We start from the raw sequence: 21,752 nt of genomic DNA, 5'->3' as shown, positions 1-21,752 counted from the left end.
TTTATATCGCGAGTAATAATACTTAATATGTAAAAAAAGCTGACGGTACGCTCATATGGTCGCGAAGCGATCTCATTCTGGCGACGGTCGCGTATCGTGGGGTGTTTACCACAGGAAATGTATCGCATAAACGAAACTTGTAACCTGCTACTGCCGGTAGTTACTGCGCTTTAGACGCTCTATTATTCAACAACAACTGGCTACAAAAACGGAGAGTACTTTATGAAAGTGGTTTTGAGTTTCAGATCCTGGTTGCTTTACGCGGCAGCAAGCCTGGTAATCGCACATAGCGTTCAAGCGGTTGAACCCGCTGATTATGTGATCACTAACGCCCGCATATACACGTTGTCGGACAAGCAACCCTGGGCGGAGGCCCTTGCGGCAAAGAATGGCAAGATCGTATTTGTCGGCAGTGAGAACGGGGCAAAGGCCTACACCGGCACTGAGACCACCCTCATTGACGTCGAAGGCAGGTTGGTGCTGCCAGGGTTTATCGAGTCACACTCCCACTCAATCCTTGGTGCGGTACTGCTCTCCGGCATGGCTTTTTCCGCGAATGCCACACCGGAGGAAATCGCCGACGAAGTGAGACAATACGCAAGCGAAAACCCCGATAAGCCGGTTATTTTCGGCCAGGGACACAACTTTCCCAACATGGCGGGTGCCGAACAACGAGCCACAACCAAGCTGCTGGACGAGGCCGTTCCCGATGGCAGGCCAGTAGTGCTGCTAAGCAATGATTTGCATGCAGCATGGGCAAATACCAAGGCCTTCAAAAACGCGGGAATAAACGCAGACACGCCTGACCCAATGCCGGCTGGCTCCTACGATCGGGACGATGTGGGTCAGCCCTCTGGCTATATCCGCGGCGGCCCGGCGCATATGCCCATCGCGGTCGCAAATGGCGTGCTTTCACAAGAAGCGCTCACAGCAAGCATGCTGCCAATTTTGGAATCTTTTAGCGAATTGGGCTTTACCACATTGTTTGACTCGGGTGCACCCATGGGAATGGAAACAGGATACGAGGTCATGCACACCTTCGAAGAACAGGGGACCCTGCCAACCCGTATTTCTGGCTCGGTAATGGCGCCCTATGACCCTGACCCGCTGACTAGCCTGAATAATTACAGCAAGCGCTACAACTCACCCCAACTCCGAGTGAACCACCTCAAGATCGTCGGCGACGGCGTTATGGAAACGCACAAGGCAGCACTCCTTCACCCTTACCACGACAAACCAGACGAAATGGGTGGATTAACCTTTGGCACTCAGGAAGCAATGGATGAATTGGCGCTGGGAGCTGCCAAGGGCGGCTACGGAATACAGGTTCATGTTATTGGCGATCATGGCGTTAGAGCCGCACTGAATAGTCTCGAAAAAATTCGGCAAAAAGGATTAGATACCCGATTCAACCTGACACACGTGCAACTCGTCGACGATCAGGACCTGCCAAGGTTTGCGGAGCTGGGCGCGGTGGTGCAGACCACACCGCTGTGGTTTACGCCTAACAACGCCAACTTGATCAGGCTGGGCCCAGAGCGCTACGAGCAGCTCTATCGCTTTCATCAACTGATCGAGGACGGCGTACCCGTCGCCTCGGGAAGCGATTGGCCAGTTGGTGGGTTGTCGCCAGCTGCCATCAACGCTTTTGCGAATATCGAAACTGCGGTTACCAGGTCTTTCCCGCGCTCCTTTCTCGAATGGGCCGGCGTAAGCCCCGATCAACCGCCCTATAACAAGCCCTTGCCGCCAGCAGGGGAAGGCTGGACCGTAGAAGAAGCGGTCCGCAGCTACACGATCAACGGCGCTTACATGATCGGATGGGAAGGCAGCGTGGGATCGCTGGAAGTTGGCAAGTTCGCTGACCTGATTGTCGTCGACCAGAATATCTTCGAAGTGGATGTAGAAGATATCCATGAGACTAATGTGCTCCTGACGATGATGAACGGGAAAATCTTTCACGATTCCCATTTTGGCCTGGAAGAACTATTAATTGGCGATGACAGTGCCGTGCAGGAACTACCGGAGGGGCCTATGGGCTGGTGATATGGCATGAGAGACCATACAAAGTTCGAGTAAACAGAAAAAAGTGGGCGTCCACTCTAGTCGACACGGTTCCCCGGAAGCCATCGGACCTTCACCGCATCTTCAGCACGGTACAGTGGATTTTCCTACATGATTGAGAACATGACGCGTTTTATTACCGAGGGAAAATAAATTATTACCGATGGAGGTGGTGTGGCGTGCGTGACACAAAGCGCACATCATCTCTCTGACGTATTCGGCCACAGTAACAGTAGCGGACGGCAGTAGACGACTCTCGCGGCGAAAAAACTCGAAGCCGTTTGCCAAAAATGGCCCAGCAGGACTTGAAAAATCAGGTGGCATGGCCGTTTTTTAAGACCAGTTAAACCCTACTTCAAACAGGCTCGCCGAGGCAGTCATTGCAAAGACAGTTTATCTCGAGCTGGGGACTCACTAGTTCGAACCCTACCTCTTCAACGCCACGCTTGAGTGTCTTTATCATCGCTTTCGGTACGTTAATTTCTTCCACACGCTGACAGCGTCCGCAAATTAAAAACTGCGGCACCTCATGCTCATGGTCACACCTGATATGAGCGCAGGCCACATACTTGTTAGCCAGACTGAGCTTATGCACCAGGTACTGGCTTTGCAGGAAATCCAGCATCCGATATACCGACATCGCCGGGATAGCCTGGCCATGCTCTTCCCGACAGTAATCGACTAGATCATAAGCGGATAGAGCGATATCAGAATGCAGCAGGCCAGCCAGCACCTGCTTTCGCTTAGTGGTAAGCCGCGCGCCCCGCTTTTTGCAGCGCTGATCTGCCTCGTCTAGCAAAGCCTCTATTTCTACCGAATGGGACATTCAATCTCCACATATCACCCGTGCTATCGGTCGCTCACTTGAAGCTCTTGATCTTGATCTTGATTTTGAGCTGGCTCGGCAATCGCTTTGCTCGCCCTGACATAAATTCGACCCAGCTGGCGGACAGATTCTCCCTTGTGTTCGCCGGTGACTGTCAGGGTGATCGTTGCCGCCCCTTCACCCAGTACACGGTACGGAATGCTGATGCTGCCCTCACGATCCTCCAGCGGAAACTCCGCATTCAACACGCGCAAGTTCTTGGTGCTACTGGCTTTGAGACGAACATTCTTGGAAAAGAAAGGTCTGTCGAACTGCACAAGAATCTCCCCCTCCTGACCCACTACCGCTTTGGCCATGTCGACGTGCTCGAGGCCAAATACAGGCTTTGGCGGCACCAGTCCCGCCATCCTCGCCACAGTACCGCCGAAAAAACCCATTTTGTCTGGGTCAAAATATAAATGGCCGGCGCACCCCATTGCCTTGAGCGGCAAAAAAAACAAACTCAGCCAAATGGACACGAGCACACATACCCTGGCTGACATCATTCCTCCTCCAGACGCACAATGTCCCGCATCGCAGTTTAATGTATCACTCATTATAACCTCTCGCTTGTAAATAGACCCGCATTGACGGAATGGCCGCCGCAACCAGTACAGCCGACAACACCAGTGCCACGATGATCAGACTATCGCCGGTGAGCACCCCCGGACTTAAGTGTAATCCGAAGTTTGCAAAAAGCGCCTCTTCGACGAAGGTAAGACAGATATAGAGAGCAGCGGCACCCAACGCCATGCCTGACAGGCATATCAGGATGGCTTCCATTTCCATCAAATAAAATAAATAAGACGGAGGTGCACCGAGAACACGCAGCAAGTGTATCTCATGGCTTCTCTCCCTGACTGACGCCAGCAAAACAGCGCTCAGACCCAGAACAGCTGCGACCAGCACCAGCATAGAGACAAGGCGCAGGACGTTCTCGAACACACCGACCATCTGCCATAACTCAGACAAGGCCACCCCGGGTAAAATCGCGAGCAAGGGTTCGGCCCCATACGCGTTAATTTTCCGTTGCAACCGGAAAGTCACCATGCGTGACTTCAAGCCCAGCATAAACGCGGTGATACTCTCGGGAACCCGTTCAGCATCTGCGAATTGGCGCGCCGCGCTATCCGCTGGCCTTGAAGGCGCTGCAGGGCCCGCGTGCATTGCATCAAGACCTGCCAGTGGAACGTGCACCGTCTGATCCACCGGGGTACCCGTCGGCTCCAAAATGCCCGAAACGCGAAAGGGGTGATTGTCATGACGACTAAAACCAGTGCTTACCACCCCGTGGGCGAGGATAATTTCCTGTCCGGGTGTATACCCTAGCGCCCGGGCAACCTCTGCGCCCAACACAACATCGTAAATGTCCCCAAACACCCTACCCTGCGACAACGCCAGCTTGCGCTTGTTGCCGTAGCTGAAATACTCGAAATACTCGGGCGAGGTTCCCAACACCCTGAAGCCTTTATGGGAATCACCAAGCGATAGGGGTACCGCCCAGGCCACGTCCTTATCTGAGGCAATATCCTGGTAAGCCTGCCAGCTGATGTTGTCGGTAGGCGCCCCCATGCGAAAGACAGAATAGAGCAGCAGGTTGAGACTTCCAGTTTTGGCACCCACGATCAGATCTACGCCGGACACCGTGCTGGCAAAGCTATCCCTGGCCTGGTGTCGGATATGTTCAATGCCCAACAACACGAAGATGGCAACACTGATAGCCAGCAGACTCATCACCACGGAGCCTTTCCGATTCAGCAAACTTTTCAATGCTATTTTGAAAAACATATATGTTTAAGCCGCTCGGCTGATATCACTAAGCGCCTGCACCTGATCAAATCGCTCAGCAAGGCCCATGTCATGACTGACAAACAGCAACGTCATATCATGTTCATTCACAATCGACATCAAAACCGACAGGAACGCATCGCGATTGTTCTGGTCAAGCGATGAGGTCGGTTCATCCGCGATTAAAAGCTCGGGACGATTAATCAGCGCCCTCGCTATCGCTACCCGTTGCTGCTGGCCCATACTGAGCCGCACTGTGGGTTTGTGCCACTCATCTGACGCGACATTGAGCAATTCGAGCAGCGACTGTATCGATGGGCCACCGCGCTGCCGCTGGCGAGCCTCCGAAAAGCACCTCGCCAATTCAATATTCTCTATAGCACTGAGATAAGGGATCAAGTTAAAACGCTGAAAAACGTACCCTACATGGTGGGCGCGAAAGCGGTCTCGTTTACGCCGACTCATTCGATCCAATCGTTCGCCGAGCACGGCGACCTCCCCCTCCTTGCATTCCAACAAGCCGCTAACCAGATTGAGTAAAGTTGATTTACCTGATCCGGAGGGGCCGTGCACAAACAACCGCTGCCCGGCGGCGACAGACCATTTGGGAATATCAAGAACCGGTTTCCCCATAGTGTCCGGGTGAGTAAAGCTGACATTCTTAAGTTCAATCGTCATAGAGCGCACTTAATGAGCCAGCGTTTGAGTACTGGGTTGAACCATCATGACGTTACAATATATCATATCTAAATCCCCTTCAATCTCGCGCCCCAGAGTTCGCCAAGAGGAGCCATCCGCACATGCACTACGCACTATCACTGGCAATAACATGCCTTTTTACGGCAATGGTACTGCTTCTTTCCTCAGGCATTGCTGCCTCCACCCGCGCTGAAAGCAATGAACAGGAGACATTCACCACCATCGAATGGCCCGACCTGATTCCGCCAGAAACCCTGGAAGTGCTCATGAACCCGCCAAAGTACATCACCGAAATGGAAGACGGTTCTGCCGAGGATCAAATAGCAAACAACATCAAGAACGCTATCGGCGCAGCCAGCGACGACCCATACCAGCAGGCGTTATCTTCGACCGAGGTAAACGCCGATATGGATGGCGCGATGATCAGATTGCCGGGCTTTGTCGTACCGTTGGAGTTTGATGATGAGCAGGTAATCACCCAATTTTTTCTTGTCCCCTACTTTGGCGCCTGCCTGCACATGCCTCCACCACCGCCGAACCAGATCATTCTGGTCAACTCTCCCCAGGGGCTAACGCTGGATGAGCTTTACACTCCGATATGGGTATCCGGCGTTTTATCTGCAAGCGTAACGGAATACGACATGGCAACCGCCGCTTATGTATTGACGATGGCAGCCTACGAAAATTACGAAGAGTGAGTCAGTCGTCTAACAGAAGGCAGCTGGTGATTTCATTGGCCCAATCCAAATTAATTTCGTCGGCGATAATCTCTATGCGACTCTCACTGCAGTCGTCAAGCTCTGTCTCGGTCATGGCGTCGCGGGTCAAGTTGTAGGCAAATACTCCATGGGGGGTGATGAATACTCCTTTCATGCGCTCCACATCAAGACCACGCAGGAAATCAATGAGCCGCGTACGGTCGAAGATTTTGTCCGGACTAAAGCGCCAACCAATACTCTCAAAGCCCTCGCCTCCATTGATTGCCGTCACGTAACCGCAATCTGGAAACGACAGATCTTCGGCCAATAGTCCCTGCGATTTTCTTTCATGCTCGGCACTAGGCTCTACCAAAATTTGCGTGGCGCCGGACAACCTATCGAGTGTAATCTTGCCATTCTGTGTGCATATAACCGGAGTATCCGGCCGGCAGACCGCGTTTACGAAAGCCTGCAACTTACGGCGGTCCTCATTTGAGTAGAGGTCATCTTTATTCGCAACCACAACATCAGCGATCGAAAGCTGCTGCTTGAACGTGTCATGCGTCGTATACCGCTCATCGGAAATATTGCGAGCATCAACTAATGTCAGCGTTTTCTGAATCGAAAGCACGTCACGGTTGTAGTCAGATGACAACGTCTGCAACACCTCAAGCGGATGCCCCAAGCCCGTCGGCTCAATGAGCAATCGCTGCGGCCGAGCCCGACTGAGTAATTGAGTCAGCGCTATTTGCATAGGCAAACCGGCGGTGCAGCACATGCAGCCCCCGGGCACCTCACGAATATATACTCCGCTGTCTTCGCTACTCTGACCTTGCACCATACTGCCATCCACGCCAATTTCACCAAACTCATTGACCAACACGGCCCAGCGCTCCTGCTCGGGCTTGTCCTTGAGCAGGTGAAGTATAGCCGTGGTTTTTCCGGCGCCGAGAAAGCCCGTAATAATATTAGTTGGTACAGCAAACACCGGAGTTTTAGCGGCACTCATTGCATCCTCCCCTGGCCGTATTGCACTCATCTCCTATGCGCTGATGACGCCGACTTACGTCCAGCGCTGAGCTCAAGCAAAAAAATTCGCCACCCCAGTAGAAGCCGGTATCACGCGCCCACTTAATAAAGGCACTAATCTGCTCTTTAATCCGTGACGCGCTGCCGCCCGATGCTGGATCGCTCATGTGTAATCCGATGCTTCCTGATTTGCGCAGCTGGGCATCAACGCCTTGTCGACGTAACCAGCCTGCGTGGTCGCAGATATCAGGCACTGTTGGTTTTCAGCAAGATGAAAGAGCAAAACTGAAAACAGGGCAGGTATCATCATGTCGATTCAATTCCATTAATGGAAAACGATTTTCCTGCCAAAGGGCTCAGGTTCGATCGCTGCACTCACATGTCGCCTCTTGCCTGCATAGCAGGGAATTTTTGACATGACTTGCAGCAATAAGCACCGAACCAACCAGCGTGATCAGACGCTCGCCAAATTCCCCCACCAAATCGTGGCCTAACAGCGGCGCCATGCACAAAAATAATAGGCCAATCGCGCCGGTCAATAAGACACTTAGGCGCCGATGGCGAGTACATCCCAGGGTGAGGGCGAACGTACTAAGCGGAATAACCATCACAACCAGCCAGATGTGGAAACGCTCGTCCTCCAGACCCAGCGCCACAAACGATGGCAACAATACAACCAGCAGCGGTAAGGCGAGGCAATGCAAGAGGCAAAGGAACGACAATCCTATCGATGCCTTGTCCGCGAAGGGCTGCAATACATCCGAGTAATTACGCATTATTTTTCATCTAATCGAATTGATTTACGAATCGGCCGTTGACGCTATCTAAGCGTGAGCTGCGACTTGTCAGCACTGAGCTGCGCAGCACCCTGACCGCTGTCAGTTACCCACTTCGCATGTATTTCCTCAACATCAAAGGGCAAGTCATCCACGCCTACGCGCACGGCCAGCGGTGAGTCATTCTCCATGCAACGAAACGTATAATGTGCACTGATGTCACTGTGAGACTCTTCGTGCTTTTCGTGCTTTTCGTGTGACTCGTGTGCTCGAGCATGCGACCCTTGACCCGCCCCTTCATCACGGTCAACTGCCATACCGTCCCACACGGCACTGACATCAACGGTAACGTCTCGCATAACGCATTGCGTACCGATGAACGTAAATACATTCGCACCGTTATTTAGCGCTGTCTGCGCTTTTTTCACTGCTTCAATATCCGTCGTGGACTGAGCGGTGTGCTCAAAACCCACGACACTCATTGCCGGTCCGGAAAATTCAATCTCTAGGTCACGCTGATCCAGGACCAGCGTCATTTCGGCCACGCCATGCACGTGCACCCCGTGTTGACGCGACTCACCCATCGCCGGTGGCACGAGCATCAGGCACGCTATTCCTGCAGATAATCCAAAGATATGATCGATGTCTATACGCTTCATCGGAGCATCCGCTAAATCTCGCGCCTAACTGGGAGTGGGCCTGAGTTTTTCTCTATACTGGTCAGACTACAACGGAATGAATGATATAACATATCATTACTAAATGTACAGATATGTATCAGCGGTGCTGAGGAATTAACTCATCTGTGCGGTACAGATCTGTGGCGTAACCGCCCGCGAGCGCCCCACGCCGGTCTCCTGACGCGATGACGCCGGAACCCGTTACACACAGCGGTTCTGGGACATATTTCCGGTCGATTTATGCCGCTCCCTATAGCGCCTGACTATCATTTTGAGCTACTTTGCCAGCATCCTGTAAAGGCTCACAGATGCAGTGGTTCACAGCGCGCTATGACAAATTCCACAAAGCCCAAAAAGAAAAAACAGGAATCGCTGAAGGTCGTCCTTTGGATCGTCGCCGCGCTATTCCTCACCCTAGTCGTAATCGATATATTCGTCCAAACAACAGAGTAGCGATGTGACGCATAGTCCCAAAAAAAATGGCGACGGACATAGCCAAGGGCCTGTCGAGGTGCGTTCCAATTTCGCATTTTCAAAAACTCGGTTAACGTAACGAGGCTACTGACAGTAAGTTAGACGAAGACTCTCAATTCCGTTCTATCTACATTCGATGAAAAATTTTCTGCCCTCCTCTAGCAAAAACTTTTTCGTGGTGTAGAACAATCTCGTTTTGGGTCCACTCATAATCAACCTATCGAAGATTCGAGTGTTTCAGGACTCGCATTGCTTCAATCCCGGCTCCCATTGGAAGTGTCGCGTTGCGGTTGTACCATTGCGGCGAGACTAAACAGACGATTCAACTACTTCGCCATCTTGATTCACAGAGTGCCACAAAATATTGCCGAACAGAGTCTGGCCCTCTCTAGAGACTCCGACATTGGTTCTCGGATTGGCGGCGAGGAATTTGCACACCTGCTAATTGAAACCGATCTGGAGGATGCGGGCACGATCGCGCAGCGCTCGCTGGCGGGAAAATCAAAGGCTGAGATTGATGGCCAGTCGGTCACTGTAAGCGTCGGAGTAGTCAGGCTGCTGGAGTCTGACAAACGTTTTAAGAGTTTTTGAATCGGACAGATGGCGCGCTATATGCTGACCGGGAGGCGGGCCGCAATAGAATCTATCTGACGTCAGAGCAAGCTCACGGCAAGAGCGGTAATGCACCTTGGCGGCGCGCTGGTCAATGATACCGCGGGCGGTCACAACACGGTGTCCTGCCCGCAATCGTGTACCACTCAGGACGCGGGCGTTACATCGGTTGAAAAAGGGGCGGCTAAATTTCTCATTGGAAGTTTTATCGGGCCTGAGAGCGCATCGAAGTCAAACGTCGACATATCCACGCTGCGTACGCTTGGATTGTCACTGGTCTGGAAATACACCTTCAAATTCCGCAAATCATAAGACACCGTATACTGCGTCCCCCCATACTTGAGAACCTCAAGCTCCGCCGGGTTCAATTTCTTATCAACTGCTTCCATGGGGAGCACGAAATTTGAAAGAATGCGGATTGATTCATGCACCGTGTCCTCGCCACCCTCAGTGGGCCGTGCTGTTTGCGTCCAAGCCAGCGCGCGGATAAACCGCGACGGAGGGGTAAAATCACCTGGCAACCCAATCAAGCCACTGCCATAGCCCATTGGCGCGATATCTATGCCGTTGACATCTCTCGAAGGCCAAGCGTCAGCACGCATATTGACATAGTTCCGTGCGTTATTGATATGCCAGTCGTAAGGCGGCGAATTCGTCATAACACCCAACGTCTTGTCGTACACGCTGAGGGCGCCATCTAAATATTCGATCACGATCTGGTCACCACTTTTATCCGTGACTGAGAAATGCACTGGCGCCGCCTCACCCAGTTCAGGGGTAACAATCGGTACGACTCTGATGTTATTGAGCCCATTCCTGACCTCTGCAACCGTTGCATGCTGACTCAAAAGAAAGCCCGCAACGTCGACGGGAGCTAGGGAAATCGAAGCCTTGTCAGGGTCATAAGCTTGGTATTCAGCGAACCCCGGTAAGTAAAGCAATGAAACATTCAATCCCTCGGAATTAACGCCGTCACCAAACAGCATCTGGCCCAGTAAGGTCACACCTGCAATATTGTATTTCGCGACCCACTCAGCGCCGTCCTGTCCATCCGGCATGGTCATTGCAGAGAACGCCGTGCCTGATGGCACAAATGTCATCTCCGGCGATAAATCAAATGCGCCCCACTCCATCGTCCGTGACGCGACTACTGTGCCATCAGCGCCTGTCAGTGTGATAAAAGTACATGCGCTTGCTGAACTAACCTGCAGACTCACCAGTGCCACTGCAACCAGGCAAGAAACCATCTTTGACATGTTCATTTTTGCTTGTCCATCCCAAAACAATAATCGAAAAGTATAGAACATTTGCACGTCCTGCGAACGGATTTTCGCCCGGGCTCAGTAGCCCGCTGATCACTCCATGTATTGTCGAACTCAGGCACCTGATTTCATTGCGATCGGCCTCGTTATTTACAGCCGGCCTCGACCGCTAAGCCCGCTAGAAAACGGGCCAATCGGTGCAGAGCCCGCGACTAAAAATCCAACCGCACACCAATACCGTACAGCTTGGAGTTCAGCTTGGTATCGAACGCCAAATACTCTGCATAAATATCAATTGTGTCCAATATATCAAAGGCGACACCAATACCACCAAAGCCATCTTCCCCGTCAAAATCTTGTCGATCTCCCGAGTCTTTTACTTCAATTTTTGCCGATGCAATGCCGGCCTTCGCGTAGATCTCGAAAAATGGACCCAAGGGTAAATAGGCGACTCCAGCCAGAGTGATAGCAGACCCCTCAGCTTTATTGTCGTTGCTTTCGTAGTCCCCGAAATCGTAGTAGCCCACTTCGCCAGAAAGCATTAGCAGATTTGTATCCAGAAACTGATAACCGACAAAGGCGGCGGGGGCGTAATCATTATCGTCAAAGTCATCTATGCTGATATCCGTCCTGTAGGCACCGGCACCGACGTAGAACCCATCGGCGCTTGCACTTGTTACCCAGCAAGTAGCAACCAACAGCACCAAGGCCTTCCAGCCTGAATATATTGTCTTGCTCATATGTCCCTCGTGTTCATATTATCTGTCAGCAGCTATCAACCAGCGCACAACATCGCGCAGCAAAATCCCTGCTGTCGCAGCGTCCCGGTCTTATTAACTGAACTTCCCCCGCTCTTGTGCAGCGTGGCGTACGTTTGATGTAATTGTCACATGATGGTACCGCGAGTATGCCAAGTCAGGCGACACATAGGAACTATAATGCGCCAGCGATACGCTTTTATGCGCACTAATCCAGCAAAAATTACCTTAAGCAATGACTGATTATTTGAGCCGCAGTCCGGCATAAATATTCACCGCTTGAACCGGTTCGCTATACACCGCGAGGTTGGGTATATGCCGAAGCCACCTCGCCGCCAGCTCACTTTTTTTACTGCCCACTGTCGCATATTGATTATTGAGTTTCAGGATTCCACCACAGCACGCGATTTTCCGCTATCGCGATCTGCCCGGGCGTCATTGATTCGGCAACTAACTCCAGATTCCGTGCCGCATCTTTATTGCCATTCACCGCAGCCAACTTGAACCATTTATATGCCTCGACATTGTCCTGTCGCACGCCCTCGCCGCGAGCGTACTGCACACCCAGATTGAGCTGCGCGTCGACAAATCCCTGAACCGCCGCCTTGCGATACCAGGCTACTGCCTGCTCGTAATCCTTAGCTGCGCCCACCCCCTCGGCATACATAAACCCGAGGTTGTTCTGTGCGGGTGCATCGCCCTGATCGGCAGCCTTGCGGTACCAGACTTTCGCCTGAATATAGTCCTGCGGTACGCCAACACCCTCGGCATACATAACGCCAAGATTATATTGCGTGGAAGCGAACCCCTGATCAGCGGCTTTGCGATACCACGCGAGCGCTTGCTCATAGTCCTGCGGTACACCGATACCTTCGGCATGCATAAATCCCAGATTATTTTGAGCGGAAGCATCTCCTTGGTCAGCTGCCCTGCGGTACCAATAAGCGGCCTGCCGATAGTCCCGCTCCACGCCCAAGCCGTCACGATAACTCACCCCCAGATTAAATTGTGCCGAACTATTCCCCTGTCCGGCAGCCTTTCGGTACCAGTTCACGGCCTGCGCATAGTCCTGCGGCACACCCAGACCGTCGCGGTAACTGACACCCAACTTAAGTTGCGCGGACGCATTCCCTTGATCGGCGGCCTTGCGGTACCAGACTACCGCCTGCCTGCTGTCCTGCGGCACGCCCGCGCCCTCGTCATACATCACTCCGAGATTGTATTGCGCGAGCTCGTAACCCTGCTCGGCAGCCTTGCCGTGCCACTTAACAGCAAGCCCATCGTCCTGTGGCATACCCTCCCCGTCGTGATACATCACTCCGAGATTGTATTGCGCGAGTGCATAACCCTGCTCAGCCGCCCTGTGGTACCACATTGCTGCCTGGGCAGCGTCCTGCGGCACACCCTTTCCCTCGTCAAACATGGCGCCCACATTGTATTGCCCCGCTGCAAATGCCCGTTGCACGGTACGAAAATACTCAGCCACCGCCTGCCAGTTCTTCTGCGAAACTCCTTTGACTTTGCGATAGAGCGTCTCAGGCTCATAAGAAGCAGGCGCATAGGCCTCTCGCAGGGCGATAAGATAGCTGGCTGACGTCTGCCAGTTATCCCGGGAAATCTCTTCGACCTTGCCATAGAGCACCTCAGGCTCATAAGAAGCAGGCGCATAGGCCTCTCGCATGCCGGCAACATATCTGGCTAACGTCTGCCAGTTATCCTGCGAAACCTCTTTGGCTTGTTCATATAAAGTCCCGAGCTTGTATCCGGCAGAAGCATATGCCTGTTGCGCGGTCTTACGGTAATCATGAACTGTTTGCCGAAAATCTGCCGCGCTCGCCACCCCTGGCGACAGCTTGGCAAGGTCCACTGAACGCTGATAAGCGGGCACAGAAACCCACGCAAGAATGCCAAGCAGCGCAATAATCAGCGTCAGCACAACGAAAGGGGCGAGGCGATTTGATCTCTGCTTTCGCATATTGCCCGCAATAACGCCACCCGATTGCTGCTCGCTAAATATTTCGTCTTCAGGAGACGCTTTATCCTCTATCGAAGCCGCAGAGTGCGTTTCGATCACGCGCGCCAGTCCTTGCGCACTTATCTTTAACCGCGGGGGCACTGTCGCTTGAGTTTCCCCTCCCTGCCCGCTCGATTGCTGGCCGCTCCGCGAAATCTCCTGCTCTACTGAGCGAAAATGCTGCACGCGTATCTCAATGTACTCCCACTTCGCTTTTTCCTTGTCTCCTTTTCCGAGCGCCATTGCCTTGGCCCAGGCCGCCGAATTCATCCGATCGCCATCGAGCTCTCTGGTTGCTATGAGATATAGTTTTGAATCATCCATTACCGTTTGGGTTGTCCTTGATTACGCCCGTCCCAAGTGTTTCTTCTTGATTATATAACGCAAAAACAGCGTTAATATTTGTGCGGGTCTCGAACACAATGACGCTTAACCCATTATTGCGAGTTTCGTGATATCCCGACACTATTTTTGTCCCAAACGACTATTTTTATGACAAGGTAAAGGCAGTAGTCTCATGATAGGAGTTAGAGCATGACAACACAATAATAGCGCAGATCACCCTCTAAGACGCAGCGAGGCAGCCAACAACCGCGGCAAGACGATACCGTTTTTAGTTTCCGCTCCCGATATTATTGAGGTCATGTCCCAGACCTGCAAAGAAGCCCTGACGCCGCCTTTTAACGCTGTGTCTCGGCGTGTAATATAGCGAGACACGCACCAGCATTATGCCGATGAAGAAGCGCAACTATTTGCCAAACGTGATAACAAGACAACGCGGCAGCTTGTTTATCACACTGACACCTTAACGTTCGACAACGGCTCACATTCGATGGAGCATCACTTCCATCTGCAAATACAATACCGCGACGGCGCGCCGACCTAATACTCCTTTTTCAACAAAGGCTGAACATATGAACGACAAACAGAGAGACATCCACTTTGAAGGCGCTCAACTGGTCGCCGGAACCGGGAAAGATACGGCTACCCAAGATGCAAAATTTTTGATTTCAGTGCTACTTGTTTATGTGGCCAAGGGGGACGGTAAGATTGACACTACAGAGACCGATCGCATGGTCGAGATCGTCTCCAGTCGCTTTGACAGCTCCGGCGCTGAGGCAATGGGGTTGTTGTCTGACGCCGTGAAAACGTTTATCAATGGTGGCGATCTGATTGGGAGGCTCGGCGAGATTAGTTTGGGACTCACTGACACTGAATGTCATGAGATTTTTGCGATGCTGCTGGATGTCGTCAAAGCCGATGGACACTTAGCCGACGGTGAGGCCCGCACGATAGAAACCGCGGGCATGATCCTCGGACTGTCAGATGAGGCTATACAAGCGGGAATTCAATCAGCGCGCTAGAACCCGCACTCAACGAAATTGGCACTCTGCTGTTTGGCGGCGACTTGGTACACGTTGCTGGCGATTGAAATGAGTTTTTTTACAAGTGAGCACTGAGGGGCAGACATGGAAAAAGTGTTAGTGACGGGCGGATCAGGCTTTATTGGATTACATTGTATCCAACAGCTGTTAGATCGGGGTTTTCAGGTGAAAACAACGATCAGGTCAAACGACAGACAGAAGGAAATTGTGGCCGCAATGACAAAGCACTCCTCGCATCCAGAAAATCTGGAGTTTTTCGTGGCAGACCTTTTGCAGGACGCAGGATGGGATGAAGCCGTCAGTGGCTGCCGGCATGTACTCCATGTCGCCTCGCCTTTTGTAATTGAAAATCCGGAAGACGAGAACGTTCTCATTAGGCCTGCCGTAGAAGGTACGTTAAGGGTACTGGCTGCTTGCAGAAACAGTAGCGTTCAGAAGGTCGTATTGACATCGTCGGTAGCTGCGATCGCTTACGGCCACAGCAAAAGCAAGACGTTGTTCGACGAGAGTGACTGGTCAGATACCACAGGAAACATCAGTGCTTATGCAAAAAGTAAGACGCTGGCTGAAAAAGCGGCCTGGGACTTCATGGAAAAGTTAGCGGATAATGAGAAATTCGAGTTAACTACTATTAATCCCTCTGCAGTCACTGGACCCATGCTTACCGATGATATTGGGACCTCCAATTCTTTTATTGTTCAATTGGCGAGTGGCTTGATGCCGGTGGTCCCGAAAATACACATGGGTTTTGTAGACGTTAGAGACGTTGCCAAGGCACATGTTTTCGCGATGACATCAAGCAAAGCGAATGGCCAGAGAATAATCGCGAGCGAGCGAGAGATGTTTTTCTCAGATGCAAGTAAAGTGCTTAATTCAGCTGGTTACATGAAAGCACCGACAAGGGAAATACCAGACTTTGTGGTAAGATTAATGGCGCCGTTCATAAAACAACTTGGCGGTCTGAAGGCATCTCTGGGCCGCATTGCTAATCTTGATAAAACGAAAGCCCATGACATCTTCGATTGGAAATTTATTAGCGCTGATGAGTCTCTTACGATCACCGCGAGGCAACTCGAGGAGATGGGGAAATTAGTTAAGGCGTAGTTATATAGGGGTGGGCGGCAGTCTGCGAGGAAACAGCCATGAACAGAATAGAAAAGTTGAAAAACGACGTATACAGCTTTGAGGAATTAAATACATTGGAGAAAAATGCGGCCAAGCTCTCCGACAGAGAAACGCTGGATCTTATAGAAAAAAGTCGTGCATCTAAAGCGGCTAAAGGCGAAAAACCTCGCGAAAATGAAACAGCCCGCGCGAAGCGGGATCGCAAGCGACGAGGCGAGTGATCCGTAACCAGGAAATGCACATCCTGCGTTGATATCGATGTATCCAATCCGTAAAAATATACTCGGGAAAATACTCTACCTCGTTTAATTACGGACGGCGGTGTCGATACGCTGAACCACAGAGGCTTCCAGAGCAGGGGCCGCCTCTGCAAGCAAACAGTCTACCAACTCCTCTCGATTCTTCACTCCGAGCACCACCGTCTCAACCCCCGGCATAGACAACGCGTACCGATGCGCGAGTTGTGCTGGGGATGCACCCATATCGGCGGCTATTAAGCGGAACCGTGCGGCACGATCATAATCATATTGTTCGCTCGAATCTGCAGCAACAGGCCTGTCAATAGTGTCAGTCAGAGCGCCCGCCGCCACCGCTCTGATACCCATAACGCCGACAGATTGATCTTTCGCTTGCTTTATCACGGCGCGGGGTTCGGCTCTCTCCCCGGATATTTCCATACTGCCTGCCGAGTCGAGTACGTTAGCCATACACTGAACGACATCAGGCGGGCTTTCTGAGTTGATGATTTTCAGATTAGTGACCTGCGTGCTGGCAGCAGTCACTCCCCATGCTTTGATTCGCCCACTTTTTTTCAGCTTCTCAAATGCCGGGATAACAAAATCATTAAATGTAGACAAGGTCACTGCAACTTTTGACAAAAATTTTGGCGGCAAAGTCGTATGCCAGTTATCCGGCACGACATATCCATGCAAGATAAAGACATCAATATAGTCACGTTTTAGTAACTTCAAACTCTCCTGCAAAGATGCTGTAAGTATCCGCTCAACATCGGTACCATTTGCCCCGCCTAACATGCACTTTGTGGTTAGACGCAACGTGTGCGGATAACCAGTAGGAAACGCCAACCCCATCACTTTTTCTGCCTCACCGTTACCGTACAGGGGCGCCATATCAAACAGAGTGATGCCCGCCTCGTGGGCGTCTTGCACTGTCTTTATCGCCTCTTCCCGAGACGTGGCACCCCAGACCTGTCCAATGCCGCCGCCGCCCAGGGTATACCGACTCACATCAAATAACCGACCCAATTTTCGTCGCTGCATATATTTGTCACCTCTTCACTTTTCCGCAACATTCGCGAGATTAGAAGGCCTGCACTATTTCTGCATGAGCACCCCCAAAAGGGACTGAATTCAGCACAAAATTAGTCCGTTGCTGCGCCACTAAATTTACCCGAAAAATGATGCACGCGCTGGCTGAATTGAAACAGGAAGGAAATCAACGCTCCCACACAAGGTAAATTCAGGCCCTGTTGCGCGACCACTTAATCGCGGGTTATTGGAGAACTTAAGATAGCATTCGCTTTCTGCGTGCGGCGGCGAGCGATATCATGAGGTATAACGTGACCCCAAGCGATCGAGTCACGATCGGACGCCGATTTGGCTTATGGCGAGCAGGGCGCGTTATTGACGCCTGGGGCATTCCAGCCATTACCATCCACATCGACAAACAGTGGATTGGTGAAGGCGAACGCAGGTGTGCCGCCCTCTCCCAGGTTACCGTCCGTGAGGTCGGCTAATGTCGCATTACTGCCAGGATTCAGATCGGCAGGCAAAACCGGGAACAGGGGTCTCGATACGCCGTCCGTGCCGCTAGCCACAGCCACGATCCAGGTATCCTCAGTCACATCCTCCAGCAGGAGTGTCGCGGTGATATCGGTCCTTGATCCACCCTGAACAGATGCATCAACCACCACGTCTACTTCACTCCAGCCGGCATCACCTGCCGCTATCCGCGCGTCCGCGCACACGCCGTAGCGAGGACTGGCCGGCGCGCTCGTAGTCAGCTGCGGCTGATTGTTGATATAGAACTCGACATTATCCACCTCGGCCCAAGCGGGCGTGCTGATAATCGCCGTCAAGACCACATCACTACCCACGTCAATCGGCATGAGCGTATTGTCGTCAAGCCGCAATCCAGCTTCCTGGGCCTGGGTCTGCCACACACCGCTCGCCTGCAGCAACAGAAACGGCGCATTGGTGCCAATGGCCTTACCTGCTAATACCGTTGCCGCCAGTGCTTCTGGCGCCGCCGTGAGCGCGGCGGGATCAGTGGTCGCACTGGGAATGAGAGTACGCGCCGAGGTCTTGGTAAAACGGAAGTCATGCGTGTCAGAATTGGCAATCCCGATACGCACCAGGTCCTGATTGATCAGATTGAACCAGTTCCCGGCGTTTTGGCCGAGAAATCCGTTGATGATTCCGCCGCGGCCATTCGTTCCGATCCACACTTCGAGGGCATCAAATCCGCTGTCAAACGCATTCGGGATTGAGGGATCGAGGCGACGACTCGCCAAGTCAACCGCAGACTGCGGCGGTGTCGTACCCGTATCAACCGCGAGTCCGGAACTATCAAAAAATGATGCCACATGGTTAATCTGCACCAGGTTATTCATCGGATCTGCGTGTAGCCCGGTAAAAATCTCCGCGGGGGGAATGCTGTAATTCCCGTAGGCTGGAAAGTCATCACCAGGCGAGGCAGGGCCCGCCCAGTCGTAAGCCCCACCGCTGATGCTGGCAGGATCCAGCGTCACCGGCCAGCTATTGAAATGCCCGTAGTCGAAAGTTGTGGTTTCGCTACTGATGGCCACGCCAATAAGATCGGCAACACCCATCGACTGAATCGTAGGCAAGAAGTCCGAGCGAACGCCGTGATTCGATGGCGTAAAGAAACTGATCCCCTCCGCCAGCATGACAGAAATGCGCTCTGCTCGCGTAACTTCGGAGTCAGGGCTATCTATAGAGTGCACATGAAAATCACCGTGGACAAATCCAGCTGTGCTCACTACTTCGACGATTTCTGCCTGAACAGTCGTCACCTGGCCAGCCTCAATAGTAATGTTCTCGGTGTACGCCGAGTAACGCGGGCCGCGGGTTACGGCTATTTGATAGTCTCCGGGCTCCACGGTGAGCTGCTCAGCAACGCCATCGCGGCCGATAAATAGTGCTTGGGCCACCCCATAGGGGAGACTGTCTGCCCTGATATCACCGAATACCCCAGCCTCGTTACCGCCAATATTATTTGCCAAAGGGGGACTGGAATCAAAACCAACCAACTGTACCTTGGCGGCGCCTGGGCCCACGTGGTCTATCACCGTTACATCGAGATAACCGGGTTGTGGCATGTCAAAGTTTTGGACAATAGGTGCGGCAGCCACCGACAGGATTCCCGGCCCCGCCGCAGGAAATGGATACCCCTCCATATTTGCCCGCACTTCATACTCTCCGGGCGGCAAACTCATGCGGTAATTACCGGCGTCATCGGTGCGACTGTGGTTGGCCATAAACAGAGTCGGCGGCGAGGACTGCGCGTCCAGCACCTGATACGCCGCCACTTGCGCGCCCTCAAGCGGCTGTCCGCCGCTGCTCACGCTTCCGCTTATCTCGGCAGCTTCTATCCCAAACAACTCATTGCGGATGTCTGCGATGCTGGCGACTGTTCCATCGCCAACGGCGAAGTAGCGCTTGAACAACAGTTCTCCGCCGGCAGGTATTTGGTATTCCGGTTCCGGAGCCAGCAGGATGAGCTCGAGTACAGACGCCCCATACACCAAAATATTAATACCCGCCGTCGAGAAAGAAGAGGACTCTTTCTCCTCATGTATTAGTCCGTAGGAAACTCCCGCGGCTCCGTCGACGCCGGTATAGGCCGCGTAGTTGCACTGATCGCAGGAACCACCGAACTCAGAGTCGCATGTGACCCAGGTATCGAGTGGGCAGGATGGCGTGAGTGTGGGCTCCCCGAATCCCGCGTAGGGCTGGAAGAACTCGACCTGTCCCGACCCATTGAGGTATTCCGTCATGTACACGCCCAGCTGTTCAAAGCCGAGATTATGGAGGGTGGTGTCTATTTCTATGTAGCGAGCCCCCGGCCTGAGGCTGTAACAGGTCTCGATATTAACCGGCAAGTCTCGATCGTCAGCACTGGCTGGTAACGACACGCCGAACGCCTCGATTGCGGAACTCGCATTTGCCAGCTCCAACAGATCATCCGGACCTGTAAAACAGATTTTCGCCGGGAGACCGTCGCCGCCATCACTTTCGATGGCCACCTGGGTATAGTTTGGTGTGTTCTCGATGTTGAGCCCAAGAACGAACTCCTCCATATGATCCGGTAGCAGGCCACCGTTCTCGTCCTTCGCGCTCACGTCTATAATATTGCCGCCAAAAGTACCGATACTCAGCCACTGCCGACCTGGCTTTTGGATGATGACTCGCAGGTTTCTATTTTCGAGGACGTAGTCACCCGCAACGCCTCGCGCAATAGGTCCAGACAGAAGATCGTCGCCAACAGCCAATCTCGCAGAGGCCCGCTCTTGCGGGTCGACACACTGGCTAAGGGAGCATAACGCTACACATTGCCGCGCATCCAGTAGAGTAATCGTACCGTCACCGTCGATGTCTCTGACATCACCAGGACCGGAAGCCAGAGTGCCATTGGCCTCGCTTATCGCGCTAATGTCATCGATATTGACATCGCCATTGCCATCAGCGTCGCATGAGAGAGCCGGCGGCGCACCGCACATTGCGCTGGAGTGCGCAGAAAAAAGGATGGCCGCTACGGCAGCCAAGATTTGTACGTATCGCATGAGCTATCTCCTGAGGCGGGGCTTGCTCGCTAAGACATGGCTGTGAATGATAGGTAAGTAAGCGACTGTCGTTTCCTTCGCTATATCGGTTGACGGTATCTAACCATCGACCAGCCGAGCATGGAAGCGACCAGCAGCATAAGCGTTCCCGGGGAGGATACACCCCGAACGCTCGCCCCACTCAGACTCGTCACACTGAGTGGAGATCCGAAAGCGTCTACCAGCAAAGGCCCGCTCAACACAGAGAGCTGAGTAAAGTCCGATGGCCCGAGGTTGACGACATCAAAGGCAAGTGTCGCCAACACAAAACTATCAGACTGCAGCAAGTCGAGATCTGACGCGGCGAGCAGACTCACCTCAGCGACGTTTACCGCACCGCCCATGTCGCCCGCACTGGCGTCAATAGCCTCGGCCAATCCCACGTCACCGAGGAAATTCCCCAAGCTGTATCCCGTGAATGAAATGCTGCTAACGTCAAATCCTACAGAGATATCAAACGCTCCAAGTGCGTCCGGCGCCGCACTACCGAGGCCTCCCACGACTATATCGAGAGCAATGGAATCTCCCGGACCCGCAAACAGAGCACTGGGCTGCAATTCAATAAGTGCGGAACGTGCGATTGAGGCATGTAAGCCACTGCAGGCAATCGTTACCAGTACGAGGGACCTGAGGAGTCGACTACGCGGCACAATTCCCAC

19 protein-coding genes are annotated in these 21,752 nt (G+C 52.7%); 6 read left to right on the top strand and 13 right to left on the bottom strand.

What is annotated here, in order from left to right; all coding sequences use genetic code 11:
- The first annotated feature begins 222 nt into the window (after positions 1 to 222).
- Complete coding sequence (locus EYC82_RS01150) at positions 223 to 2,046, top strand: amidohydrolase (protein WP_279247718.1); 1,824 nt, start codon at positions 223 to 225, stop codon at positions 2,044 to 2,046.
- Positions 2,047 to 2,419: 373 nt separating this feature from the next.
- On the opposite strand, the gene EYC82_RS01145 is transcribed toward EYC82_RS01150, so the two are convergent.
- The 4 genes from EYC82_RS01145 to EYC82_RS01130 are packed head-to-tail and all read right to left on the bottom strand — an operon-like array spanning position 2,420 to position 5,395.
- Positions 2,420 to 2,890, bottom strand: a complete 471-nt coding sequence (locus tag EYC82_RS01145) for a transcriptional repressor (RefSeq protein WP_279247717.1) — start codon at positions 2,888 to 2,890, stop codon at positions 2,420 to 2,422.
- 23 nt (positions 2,891 to 2,913) lie between these two features.
- Positions 2,914 to 3,486: a hypothetical protein gene (locus tag EYC82_RS01140; RefSeq protein WP_279247716.1), complete on the bottom strand. Its 573-nt coding sequence runs from the start codon at positions 3,484 to 3,486 to the stop codon at positions 2,914 to 2,916.
- Complete coding sequence (locus tag EYC82_RS01135; protein WP_279247715.1) at positions 3,479 to 4,717, bottom strand: ABC transporter permease; 1,239 nt, start codon at positions 4,715 to 4,717, stop codon at positions 3,479 to 3,481. The genes EYC82_RS01140 and EYC82_RS01135 overlap by 8 nt, the downstream gene beginning before the upstream one ends.
- 6 nt (positions 4,718 to 4,723) lie before the next feature.
- Complete coding sequence (locus tag EYC82_RS01130) at positions 4,724 to 5,395, bottom strand: ABC transporter ATP-binding protein (protein ID WP_279247714.1); 672 nt, start codon at positions 5,393 to 5,395, stop codon at positions 4,724 to 4,726.
- Positions 5,396 to 5,517: 122 nt separating this feature from the next.
- Here EYC82_RS01130 and EYC82_RS01125 point away from each other — a divergent pair, with 122 nt between their 5' ends.
- Positions 5,518 to 6,114 carry a DUF3299 domain-containing protein gene (locus tag EYC82_RS01125; protein WP_279247713.1) on the top strand — a complete coding sequence of 199 codons (597 nt, stop codon included), beginning with the start codon at positions 5,518 to 5,520 and terminating at the stop codon, positions 6,112 to 6,114.
- 1 nt (position 6,115) lies between these two features.
- Here the strand turns inward: EYC82_RS01125 and EYC82_RS01120 are convergent, their stop codons facing one another.
- The 3 genes from EYC82_RS01120 to EYC82_RS01110 form a co-directional block, all read right to left on the bottom strand.
- On the bottom strand, positions 6,116 to 7,123 hold the full coding sequence (locus EYC82_RS01120; protein WP_279247712.1) for a CobW family GTP-binding protein: 1,008 nt from the start codon (positions 7,121 to 7,123) through the stop codon (positions 6,116 to 6,118).
- Positions 7,124 to 7,499: 376 nt separating this feature from the next.
- Positions 7,500 to 7,919, bottom strand: a complete 420-nt coding sequence (locus EYC82_RS01115; RefSeq protein WP_279247711.1) for a MerC domain-containing protein — start codon at positions 7,917 to 7,919, stop codon at positions 7,500 to 7,502.
- A 44-nt stretch (positions 7,920 to 7,963) separates the two neighbouring features.
- Positions 7,964 to 8,578, bottom strand: a complete 615-nt coding sequence (locus EYC82_RS01110) for a ZrgA family zinc uptake protein (RefSeq protein WP_279247710.1) — start codon at positions 8,576 to 8,578, stop codon at positions 7,964 to 7,966.
- A gap of 846 nt (positions 8,579 to 9,424) precedes the next feature.
- On the opposite strand from EYC82_RS01110, the gene EYC82_RS01105 reads away from it, so the two are divergent.
- Positions 9,425 to 9,664, top strand: coding sequence for a diguanylate cyclase domain-containing protein (locus EYC82_RS01105; RefSeq protein ID WP_279247709.1), 240 nt, complete (start codon positions 9,425 to 9,427; stop codon positions 9,662 to 9,664).
- A gap of 167 nt (positions 9,665 to 9,831) precedes the next feature.
- Here EYC82_RS01105 and EYC82_RS01100 read toward each other — a convergent pair whose 3' ends face one another.
- The 3 genes from EYC82_RS01100 to EYC82_RS01090 all read right to left on the bottom strand — a co-directional run bounded on the left by EYC82_RS01100 (position 9,832) and on the right by EYC82_RS01090 (position 14,043).
- Positions 9,832 to 10,947 (bottom strand): linear amide C-N hydrolase, encoded by a 1,116-nt coding sequence (locus EYC82_RS01100; protein WP_279247708.1) that lies wholly within the window; start codon positions 10,945 to 10,947, stop codon positions 9,832 to 9,834.
- A gap of 212 nt (positions 10,948 to 11,159) precedes the next feature.
- The gene (locus EYC82_RS01095) at positions 11,160 to 11,687 is read right to left on the bottom strand and encodes a porin family protein (RefSeq protein ID WP_279247707.1); all 528 of its coding nucleotides are present in this window, start codon (positions 11,685 to 11,687) and stop codon (positions 11,160 to 11,162) included.
- Between the two features lie 391 nt (positions 11,688 to 12,078).
- Positions 12,079 to 14,043, bottom strand: coding sequence for a tetratricopeptide repeat protein (locus EYC82_RS01090; protein ID WP_279247706.1), 1,965 nt, complete (start codon positions 14,041 to 14,043; stop codon positions 12,079 to 12,081).
- 590 nt (positions 14,044 to 14,633) lie between these two features.
- On the opposite strand from EYC82_RS01090, the gene EYC82_RS01085 reads away from it, so the two are divergent.
- The 3 genes from EYC82_RS01085 to EYC82_RS01075 all read left to right on the top strand — a co-directional run bounded on the left by EYC82_RS01085 (position 14,634) and on the right by EYC82_RS01075 (position 16,450).
- On the top strand, positions 14,634 to 15,083 hold the full coding sequence (locus EYC82_RS01085) for a TerB family tellurite resistance protein (RefSeq protein ID WP_279247705.1): 450 nt from the start codon (positions 14,634 to 14,636) through the stop codon (positions 15,081 to 15,083).
- Between the two features lie 105 nt (positions 15,084 to 15,188).
- Positions 15,189 to 16,208 carry an SDR family oxidoreductase gene (locus tag EYC82_RS01080; RefSeq protein ID WP_279247704.1) on the top strand — a complete coding sequence of 340 codons (1,020 nt, stop codon included), beginning with the start codon at positions 15,189 to 15,191 and terminating at the stop codon, positions 16,206 to 16,208.
- 38 nt (positions 16,209 to 16,246) lie between these two features.
- Positions 16,247 to 16,450, top strand: coding sequence for a hypothetical protein (locus EYC82_RS01075; RefSeq protein ID WP_279247703.1), 204 nt, complete (start codon positions 16,247 to 16,249; stop codon positions 16,448 to 16,450).
- Between the two features lie 84 nt (positions 16,451 to 16,534).
- Here EYC82_RS01075 and EYC82_RS01070 read toward each other — a convergent pair whose 3' ends face one another.
- From EYC82_RS01070 to EYC82_RS01060, 3 genes are all read right to left on the bottom strand, one after another.
- On the bottom strand, positions 16,535 to 17,509 hold the full coding sequence (locus tag EYC82_RS01070; RefSeq protein ID WP_279247702.1) for an aldo/keto reductase: 975 nt from the start codon (positions 17,507 to 17,509) through the stop codon (positions 16,535 to 16,537).
- 341 nt (positions 17,510 to 17,850) lie between these two features.
- Positions 17,851 to 21,054 (bottom strand): carboxypeptidase regulatory-like domain-containing protein, encoded by a 3,204-nt coding sequence (locus EYC82_RS01065; protein WP_279247701.1) that lies wholly within the window; start codon positions 21,052 to 21,054, stop codon positions 17,851 to 17,853.
- 80 nt (positions 21,055 to 21,134) lie between these two features.
- Entirely contained in the window at positions 21,135 to 21,743 is a 609-nt protein-coding gene (locus EYC82_RS01060) for a hypothetical protein (RefSeq protein ID WP_279247700.1), read from the bottom strand.
- Positions 21,744 to 21,752 lie beyond the last annotated feature (9 nt).

Source organism: Candidatus Marimicrobium litorale, assembly GCF_026262645.1.
Taxonomy (GTDB): domain Bacteria; phylum Pseudomonadota; class Gammaproteobacteria; order Pseudomonadales; family Halieaceae; genus Marimicrobium; species Marimicrobium litorale.
Note: the sequence above shows the minus strand (reverse complement) of the source record. Positions and strands in the feature narration are given on the sequence as shown.